Origin of the sequence: Thauera sp. WH-1, from assembly GCF_047806685.1 — a bacterium.
Lineage (GTDB): Bacteria > Pseudomonadota > Gammaproteobacteria > Burkholderiales > Rhodocyclaceae > Thauera.
Genome location: NZ_JBLQGP010000019.1, coordinates 76,513 through 85,498, shown reverse-complemented (window position 1 = coordinate 85,498; position 8,986 = coordinate 76,513). Strand labels below are relative to the sequence as shown.

At 58.9% G+C, this 8,986-nt stretch carries 7 protein-coding genes; 3 read left to right on the top strand and 4 right to left on the bottom strand.

The annotated features are described in order from the left end of the window. Positions 1–73: 73 nt before the first annotated feature. Positions 74–1,159, bottom strand: a complete 1,086-nt coding sequence (locus ACMV5O_RS17035; RefSeq protein ID WP_416164589.1) for an IS630 family transposase — start codon at positions 1,157–1,159, stop codon at positions 74–76. Positions 1,160–1,449: 290 nt separating this feature from the next. Then, positions 1,450–1,716 (bottom strand): hypothetical protein, encoded by a 267-nt coding sequence (locus ACMV5O_RS17030; RefSeq protein WP_416164588.1) that lies wholly within the window; start codon positions 1,714–1,716, stop codon positions 1,450–1,452. 426 nt (positions 1,717–2,142) lie between these two features. Between ACMV5O_RS17030 and ACMV5O_RS17025 the strand changes: the two genes are divergently transcribed. The 3 genes from ACMV5O_RS17025 to ACMV5O_RS17015 all read left to right on the top strand — a co-directional run bounded on the left by ACMV5O_RS17025 (position 2,143) and on the right by ACMV5O_RS17015 (position 7,068). After that, the gene (locus ACMV5O_RS17025) at positions 2,143–3,192 is read left to right on the top strand and encodes a hypothetical protein (RefSeq protein WP_416164587.1); all 1,050 of its coding nucleotides are present in this window, start codon (positions 2,143–2,145) and stop codon (positions 3,190–3,192) included. Positions 3,193–3,206: 14 nt separating this feature from the next. Next, on the top strand, positions 3,207–3,584 hold the full coding sequence (locus ACMV5O_RS17020) for a hypothetical protein (RefSeq protein ID WP_416164586.1): 378 nt from the start codon (positions 3,207–3,209) through the stop codon (positions 3,582–3,584). Between the two features lie 142 nt (positions 3,585–3,726). Next, positions 3,727–7,068, top strand: a complete 3,342-nt coding sequence (locus ACMV5O_RS17015; protein ID WP_416164585.1) for a DEAD/DEAH box helicase — start codon at positions 3,727–3,729, stop codon at positions 7,066–7,068. Positions 7,069–7,136: 68 nt separating this feature from the next. Here the strand turns inward: ACMV5O_RS17015 and ACMV5O_RS17010 are convergent, their stop codons facing one another. Together ACMV5O_RS17010 and ACMV5O_RS17005 are read right to left on the bottom strand one after the other, a co-directional pair. Beyond that, entirely contained in the window at positions 7,137–7,694 is a 558-nt protein-coding gene (locus ACMV5O_RS17010; protein WP_416164584.1) for a hypothetical protein, read from the bottom strand. Positions 7,695–7,786: 92 nt separating this feature from the next. Then, entirely contained in the window at positions 7,787–8,767 is a 981-nt protein-coding gene (locus ACMV5O_RS17005; RefSeq protein ID WP_416164583.1) for a recombination-associated protein RdgC, read from the bottom strand. Between the last annotated feature and the right edge of the window lie 219 nt (positions 8,768–8,986).

Sequence of the window (8,986 nt, the reverse complement as noted above, 5' to 3'; positions counted from 1 at the left end):
GCGATGAACAGTCCGGTCGTTTTCAGAATCAAGATCAGTAGCTCCACAGTTGATAGACCTTACGAAGACGTTGCTAGTGTAGTGTTGCATTCTGTTTTGAACTTAAGCGGCTATTGGCGCGAATGACCTTTTGCAGGATGTCGCGAGCGCTTTTGGTCCAGATGAAAGGCTTGGGTTGAGTGTTGTGGTGAGCGATGTACTCATCAATGGCGCTAATCAATTCCGGCACGCTGGTAAACACGCCGCGACGCAGGCGCTCGGTGGTGATGTCCCGGAAGAATCGCTCGACCATGTTGAGCCAGGACGCCGAGGTTGGCGTGAAGTGCATGTTGAAGCGCGGATGCTTGGCGAGCCATTCCTGTACGGTGGGATGCTTGTGCGTGGCGTAGTTGTCGGCGATGAGATGCAGCGCCTTGTCCTTCGGCGTCTCGCGGTCGATCTTTTTCAGGAACTTGAGCCACTCGACGTGAGTGTGGCGCTGCTGGCATTGGCCGATCACCTGGCCATCCAAGATGTTGAGCGCAGCGAACAGCGTGGTCGTTCCGTTGCGCTTGTAATCGTGGGTCATCGTTTCCGCTCGACCTTTCTTTAGCGGCAGTCCGGGTTGGGTGCGATCCAGTGCCTGCACTTGACTCTTCTCGTCGCAGCACAACACCAGTGCGTGCTCGGGCGGTGACATGTACAGACCCACGATGTCTTCAAGTTTCTCGACAAACTTTGGGTCGCGCGAAACCTTGAACCCACGCACGATATGCGGCTTCAGGCCGTTGGCGCGCCAGTGCCGTGAGACGCTCGCGGCGCTAATACCCAACTCGGCGGCCATCTTGCGGGTACTCCAATGGGTGGCGGCTGTGGGGACGGTCTGCGTGGTCAATTCCACCAGTCGCGCGACATCAACCTTGGCCGGCGGCGCACCACGCGGCAGATCGCGTTCAATACCGGCCAGCCGCAAACTCGCATACCGCTCGCGCCAGCGCGAGACCTGCACACGCCCCACGCCTAACTGCTGAGCAATGTCCTTGTTCTGCATCCCGTCGGCGGCCAGCAGCACAATGCGCGCACGCAGCGCCAGCCTGACGCTGCTCAACTGCGAGCGCTCCCGTTTCGACAGCTCGACTCGCTCTTCGTCGGACAACACGATTTCGGGCGCAACGCGCATTTCAGGCATCCGCAAACAATGACCAAAGCATTATCGCAAATTCCGCCACATAAGAACACTCAAGAATGCAACACTACACTAGAGGCGCTTTTCTCAACCGCCTGCGCGGCAGCGCACGGCGAGCACCCGTCTTCCGGCTCAGAAGGGCCCCTTCACAACCGCCTGCACGGCAGCGAACGTAAAGGGGTCGTTATATCACCCACGTTTTGCCTTCTCTGCCGCCTGCACGGCGGTGAGCTGTCCTTCAGCCTGTGATTTCATGATTTCGACAATTTTGGAGCAAATCGCTTTCAACCCAGAGCGCCAAATAAGGCCCGCTTCCTGTAAGGCGTCTGGCCAATGTCGATGATCCGCTGAGCAACATCACCGGAAACGTCGAGCTTCACATCATCGCTCGCCAGGTACTGCGCTTGCTGTTCCGCGCTCAGCATCTCGAAAAGCGCGTGCTCGGACACGAAGTAGCCGTAGCCGTAGTCGCGGTCGACGAACACGCGAACGGCATAGTCCGGGACTTTGAGCGCGCCTTTGCTCTTGTGCTCGGTGATGTGGATCTCCATGCAGAACTCCTCCAGGAAAGTGGGGAAGGGCTAATGACACCAGACTACATCCCAGGCGGCTGACGACAAAACAATCCCTGCTACTACCCATATCGCGAACCGTCAAGCCATCACCACCGCAACGCCTTCCGCTTCTGATCGCGCTGCGTTCCACCAACCTTGCTGCCGCGACGGATCACCCGTCCAGGCACAGCCCCAGGAGTGCTACGCATGGCCTACATCCCCACGCGAGCCCTTCCGTGATCCACCCTCCCGGCACCCCGCCGGGACCGCTGTTGAACTCTGCTCCATGGCAGACAGTACGCGGGCGATTCGCCTCCTCACGAGGTACGGACCCTGTCCGATAAGCATCGCGGGGCTCCCTGAGCTTCGGAGTCATCGGCCGGTTTGTCGGGTTTCTCACTCCCAACAAATCAGGCATTCATCATGGAAAAGTTCAAGATTGAACCCGTATCCGGTGGCTACGTCACCCTTCCCGCAACCAACGAGCATCCCTTGCTCTGTCTTCTACACAATGGAGAACCTTTCGGCGAGGTGGGCAGCCTCTGCCAGTTCGATTCCGTAGAGACCTTCGTGCCTCATCTTCGAAGCGTCGCAAAGCAATACGGTCTCGCCATTGAGGTCGTCTGGCGCAGAGGCCCCAATGCCATACTCCGCATCCTGCACGAGGAGGCCACGATCCCGAAGAAGGCGATTGATCTCTCGGCGCAACTCGACGCTCGAGGCATCCCGCTCTCAGCCTGGGTCATGCCCGATGGATCCATCCTGACCGGCTTGCCGTCCCATCCCCGGGTTCTGGGCAACACCGTAAAACGCCGCGGCCGACCCACATCCCAGCAGATCGCATCGGCACTCAACGTTATAACGGTGCTCTTTGGCGATCTGAAGCGCACCTATTTCAACCTGGAGGATTTTCTTTCGAAGCAAGGCGTCGACACGCCGTACGAATGGGGGCGCTGCCTCTATAAGGCCACAGCCTGCGGTCCGTGGGTCAGCTTCACTGCTCCCGCGGATCAACGAGGAGACGTCTACTACGAAGATCCGCTCGCGCGCCTATCGAAAGGCGAGCAGACCTGGTGGTCTTCATGCACCGGCTTAACCATCGGCTCCATCGTGGAAGGCTCTGACGTCGAAGTCAGGCCCGTCAGCTTGTCCTTCCCTTTCAACGAAGATCAGCTCGACAAGGCGATCCAAGACATCGACACTGAGGCCGACTTCTACTGGCAGCGAGATAACTCCACTTACTACACGGTGCGCAATGCTTCAGGAGACGTGCACCTCAAGTGCGCCTGGACCAGCTTCGAAGACGACCCGACGGGTTCATGGCCCGAGGATGACGTCCAGGCCTTGGAACTCGCGAAACTGGCCGGCAACACGCTTTTTGAAGTCGGCTCACGCTCCTACGAGGATCTGATCCCGATCCCCGGTACCGCCTGGTTCGTCCAGGAAGATCCGACCCCCGACACCCTCTACTGACCGGAGCCATCAAGATGAAACCCTCCGACATCCGCTACGCGAAAGAACTCGCTGTCGCGCTCAAGCTCTGCAATCCCGAGGAACTCGTTGTCGTTGATCTCGAGGATGGCCGGCACAGCCTCGACTTCTGCGGGTTCTCGATCGCCGAAGTTCAAACGCTGTCACCCTTCGTTCGACCCGCGATCTTCGAGTCCTTCGTGGCCGTCCAGCACCCGGCAAGATCGTGGCAGCCCGAAGACGCCGATCTGTGTTCGCTCGGTACCGCGGGCAACCTCACCGAAGCCCTCCGGCTTTGTGCGCAAGCCCAGTTCGATTCCGATTTCGATCGAATCGCCGAGAACGTCCTGTATGTGGAGCATGAACCTTTGCTGAACCAGGACCCGAGCAGCTAAGCCGCTGCATTCAACCCGCCCCACGCGCCTGAAGAACTTCGTTCTCCAGGCGCTTTTTTCGCATCGTCGCAAAAGGTGCCCCTACAGCGGACTTCCGTAGCACAATCCCCCAGGACTGAGCTCAACGCCGCTGGACTTACCCATGACCGACTTCTACCTCAACGGGCCGGACTACGACTTCAATGCACTGATCGCCTCCCTGCCGACCGACAAGGTTCGCGCGCTCGACTCGGCATGGCCCCCGTTAGTCGTAAAGAAGATCGTCCAGCAGGGAGAAACCTTCTCGGCTCATGTCCATAACCAACGCAATTCGTGGACAGTCCTTTTTTCGCTCGACCGAAATTTAGGCGCGTACGGTTACTTTCGTCCCGACATCGTCGACGCAGAATGCGACTGTGGACGCCCGGATTGTGTGCATTTCGTTGCAGCTCTGAGCGCGCTGCGAGCCCGGCAGGGCTATGTGCCGGCATCATCCAAAGCCGCCCCGCTCACGCTTACAGACCAGTTTATCGGTTCGCTCACCACACAGCCCGCCCACCCTGCACGCGGACCCGCAGAAACAACCACCCCGAGCGACAGAGAGCGTCTCTTCTACCTGGATCACGACCGCGTGACCCTCATGACAACCCGGCGCCTCAAGAACGGCAATCTGTCCGTCACTCGCAAGCTGGAGGGGTCTTGGGCGGGGGCGCTGGGCCTCAAGCGAGGTTACGGTAATGCTCCAGCCGACACTTGGTACTACAAGCCCGATGAACTGCGTGCCATCAAGCAGCTTTGGCTCGACGGGGTCGCTCTTCCCGAAGATGCGTTCCTCCGCCTACATGCAATCAAAGACGCCTCCGCGTTCTTCCACGCGCTCGCACGAACCGAAAAGCTATTTTCAGATCACTTCCCTGGCCGCCCAATTCAGATTGGTCCCGAAGCGACGCTTGAGCTCGAATGGGAACTCGTGGGTTCTAAAGTCGAGCCAGAATGTCGCCTTACTGCGTCCGTTGCCCAATTCCCGGGCGCGCGACTCTTGCGCACCAACCCTCCGTGGTATCACGACGTAAACGCGTGCTTGATTGGCCCAGTGAACACAGACCTGCCGCATGCCTTGATCGCCATCATCCACGATCAGCGTAAATTCCCGGTAGAGGAAGCTGAGAAAGTCGCCCAGCACCTCGATAAGCTCAATTTCTCGAAATATCTCCCCCCTCTACCTACCATCAAGACCATCGACGTCATAGGGCTTGTGCCTGAACCGATCTTTGTGTTGCATTTCAACTCGACCTTGAATTGGTCGCTCTGGGGTGACGTCCAGATGAAGTACCAAGAACACGAGATCTCACTCTCCTCACTACAGTGCTTCATTGTTCCCGGCGACCCGAGACAACGTATTCACCGGAACACGGAGTTTGAGACCGCTGCGTTAAAACGCCTCCGGGATGCACTGCAACGCGAAATAAACGTCGACGGGTCTGTTCACCTAGCCTCCGGATATGGTTACGAGAATGAAATAACTGCCGACCTCCTGAGCGTTCAAGAGCATTTTTTGCCCGCAATCGAACGGGCAGGCTGGTCCGTTCGTTTCAGTGAAAGCATTCCGGCCAAGCTCGCGACCGTGGCCGCTTGGGATCTGCACTTCTCCGCAGACAAAAGCGATGCATGGTACGCCGTTTCACTTGAGGTTAATATAGACGGTTGCGCTTTCAATCTTATCGACGTACTCAAATCGCTTCTCAGCGAGCCCAAGTTCGTTAATCAGTTGAAAACTGAAGATTGCGATACCGACAGGCTTTGGTATTCCCGGATTGCGCAAGATCGCTATGTCGCCGTGCCTGTGGCAAAGGTAAAGCGCCTTGCTCGATACCTTCTTGAGCTCACGAGCAAGGAGCGGTCCGAGGATACCTTGCGGATCAGCCGTTTCGATCTATCCCTTCTTGAATTCTCGGATGAAAACTCAGGCTACCGTCTCCACGGCACCAAGGAAATAGAAGCACTTCGTCAGAAGCTCGCCGCACCAATCGTTCCAGTGGAGGCAAGAAACCTTCCAGACGCCAACATCACCCTGCGGGACTATCAAGGCTACGGGGTCGGTTGGCTGAAGTCCAGACAGTCTGCTGGCGTGGGCGCGATCCTCGGCGACGACATGGGGATCGGCAAAACTGCGCAAGTTCTGTCCCATATATGGTCCGAGCACGCAGCGGCCCCAGCGCTGCCCCCGAGCCTCATCATCGTGCCGCCCACCTTGATCTCGCAATGGGGCATCGAATCTGCCAGGTTCTTCCCGCGGTTGAGGCTCGGCGTATATCACGGAACAGACAGACGCGCCCTCGAGGATCTACGCGAAGAATGTCATGCCATCATTACTTCCTATCAGACCCTGGCCCTTAAGATCGACGCCTTTCTGCCCCATCCATGGCACATCGTCGCAATGGACGAAGGCCATGACCTTCGAAACCCCAAAGCCGCAAAGACAAAGGCCTGTAGAGCCCTCGAAGCAAACCAGAAGGTGGTCGTAACGGGGACTGTCCTCCAGAACAGGCCAGAGGATCTCTGGTCGATCATGGACATCATCGTCCCCGGGTTGCTGGGAGATCACAAAAGATTCCGTTCCGTTTTCCTGTCCAAGGCAAGGGGAGAAGATCCTTTCGTCACTGAGCGCCTGGCCTTGCTCGGAAAGATCACCGCTCCGTACCACCTGCACCGCAGCAACAAGGACGTCGGTAACGCACTGCCGTCAGTCAATACCGTTCTTCGCTATGTCGACATGGGGCAGGAACAGCGCAGTCTTTATGAGACCACCCGGGCCGTCCTGGATGAAGACGTCCGACAGAAGATCGCTGAGACGGGCTTGGCCAAGAATCACATCACCGTCCTGAGTGCGATCACCCGGCTCCGCCAGATCTGCAATCATCCCGCCCTCGTGCAATCGGAGGCAATCGGCTCGGCGCCATCCGCAGCAAAGCTCGACATGCTCTGTGACATGGCGGCCGATCTGACCAGTGAGTTGGGCTCCGATGGTGTGACAGGCAAGAAACTGGTAATCACCAGCGAGTGGGCGGGGATGCTCGATCTCGTCGAGAAGGCCTTGGAACCCATCACGACTACCGTGAGCCGTCTCGATGGGCGAATGACGCCTCGCGCTCGCACTGCATCGCTCAAGGCTTTCCGGCAGGGCCAAAACAACGTGCTATTGATGACCCTGGGCGTCGGCGGCGTCGGGCTCGACATCCCTGAGGCAGAGGCCATCATCGTGCTTGCGCCTTGGTGGAACCCAAAGCGGATCGACCAGGCGATCGCGCGGCTGACGCGAGACGACCGCCATGAAAGCATCACGGCCTACATCCTCGTGATGAAAGACTCACTCGAAGAAGGCGTTCTTGAGATTGGTGAACGCAAACGCGCCATGATCCAGACGGTCCTCGACGGGGGGGACTCCGACGAGACCGGGGCACTTACCGAAGAAGATCTTGCCTTGCTGTTCCAGCCTCGCGGTTAGACGGTTCGTCGGCTGCGCCGTTCCTGAGTGCCAGCACGAAGCGTGCGTCAACGGGGCGGCGATAGCCCTCAGTTCAACTTGATACGGATGCGAAGGTCGCGCTCGTAATTCATGCCCCGCCAAATCATGAAGTGCCCGCACCCCCTTTGCTCTGCGGCGTAATACTCAGGATTGAAGCCACGGCATCCGTTCTCGTTGCATGGCTCCCAAGGGGCGTTATGCCCCATCCTTGCCCTACGCCATTCATAGGTCCAGCTCACAGGTTCCGACGCCAAGCTGCCGCCACAGACCCGATAGCAAATTGCGCCATCCATGTACTCAGGGATCCGCGCACAGCCGCTGCTCTGCTTATCCTTACTGGGCATCGGGAGCGCGTCTGTGACCCATGCAACCTCTTTCGTTCCGGCGCCGGTTGTGTACTTGGCCTCGATTTCCTTCGACTTCAGATCATTGATGTCGACGTGCAAAGAGATTTCGGCCGCTCCGACTTCCCCGGTGGCGAGCACTGCCGCACTCACAAATGCGACGGCGACGCGCTGAAGACGATGAATTCCTGCGGTTCCCATGATTCGCTCTACTTCGGATGGGGTGTAAGGAGTTCTCCTCACGCCAAAGTCCGTCGTCATGTCATGGCTTCATCATAGACAAGCGCCATCGATCCGCAAGCGCAAGGTAGCGCCCGCTGGCCGAGGAGCATCACCACGATGACTTCAGTCGGTCACGCAGAGGCTCGCTCGCCCGGCCTGACCAATGCGCACTGGTTAAACGCCATCTTCTCCGGCACATCGACATCGACGCCCGTTGCCGCGTTCTGGAGCTCGCCTCCCAGTGCAGCAATCAGGCTCTCGATCAACTCGCCCAGTTCGCCGGCCATGAGCGCGAGCTGCGCATCGAAAAGCGCCGAAGCGTCCTCGGCGTCTTCCAGCGACTCCCGCACCACGTCCAGGAAATCGATGCTCTTCACCTCGCCCTTCTCGGTGAGCACGAAACTAACCCGATCGTTGTAGGTGAGCGCCAGGCGCGTCGGGAGCTTGCCGGCCTCGAGGTGTTCCTTCACATGCGCCCCCTCGAGGTCGTGGCGTTTGAAGGTTGCCACCGCGCCATCCTCGGCGACGGACTTCAGCGAGAAGTCCTGATCCAGCGTGAAGCCTTCCGGCGCCTCGCCAGAGGCCAGCCATTCGGCCATCGCCGACGTCGGGCTGCGCTCGGTTCGCAAGAGCGAGAGGGGAAAGCTATCGAGCGTGTGACGAAGCGCCTCGAGCAGATCCTCGGCCTTGGACTGGGAGGGCGCATTCACCACCAGCCAGCCGCCCTTGGGGTCGATCCACGCGTGAAGCACCCGCTTGCGGCTGAAAGCCCGCGGCAGCAGTTCCTGCGTGATCTGCTCACGCAGTTCCTTGAGCTGCTTCCTTCCAAGCTTATAGCCCTGCTGGTCGGCGATCTCGGCGGCACGCTCGTCCGCGAGGTCATTGACGACGGCCGACGGCAGCAGCTTCGTTTCCGACATCAGCGCAACCATCCAGTGATCACCGGCCGCTGCCACGAGCTCCTCGTCGCCCTTGGGTGCCACCCAGCCGTTGCTTTCCATGTCCTGGCTGCCGCAGGCCTGAAAAGTGCGCTTGGCCAACTGCGCTTCGAGTTCGTCGCGGGTCACGCCCCAGTTGGGATCGAGGCGGTAAATCTGAGCGTTCTTGAACATGAGAACTCCTGAACGGGTGAGAAGGTAGGAATCTGGAAGGGCAGGTGAGGCCTTTGGCTACCGCCAATGTCGCGCATAGGGGGTCACGCGAAAACTTTCTCCTGTCCCGGAAGCGGTCGCCAGCACCTGCCGACAGCCGCCTCGCTTCACCCAAACGGAGCCTTCCTGACGGAAGCCCAGCCGCACCAGTTCCACGCATGAAAAACGTCTGCGCGTGGT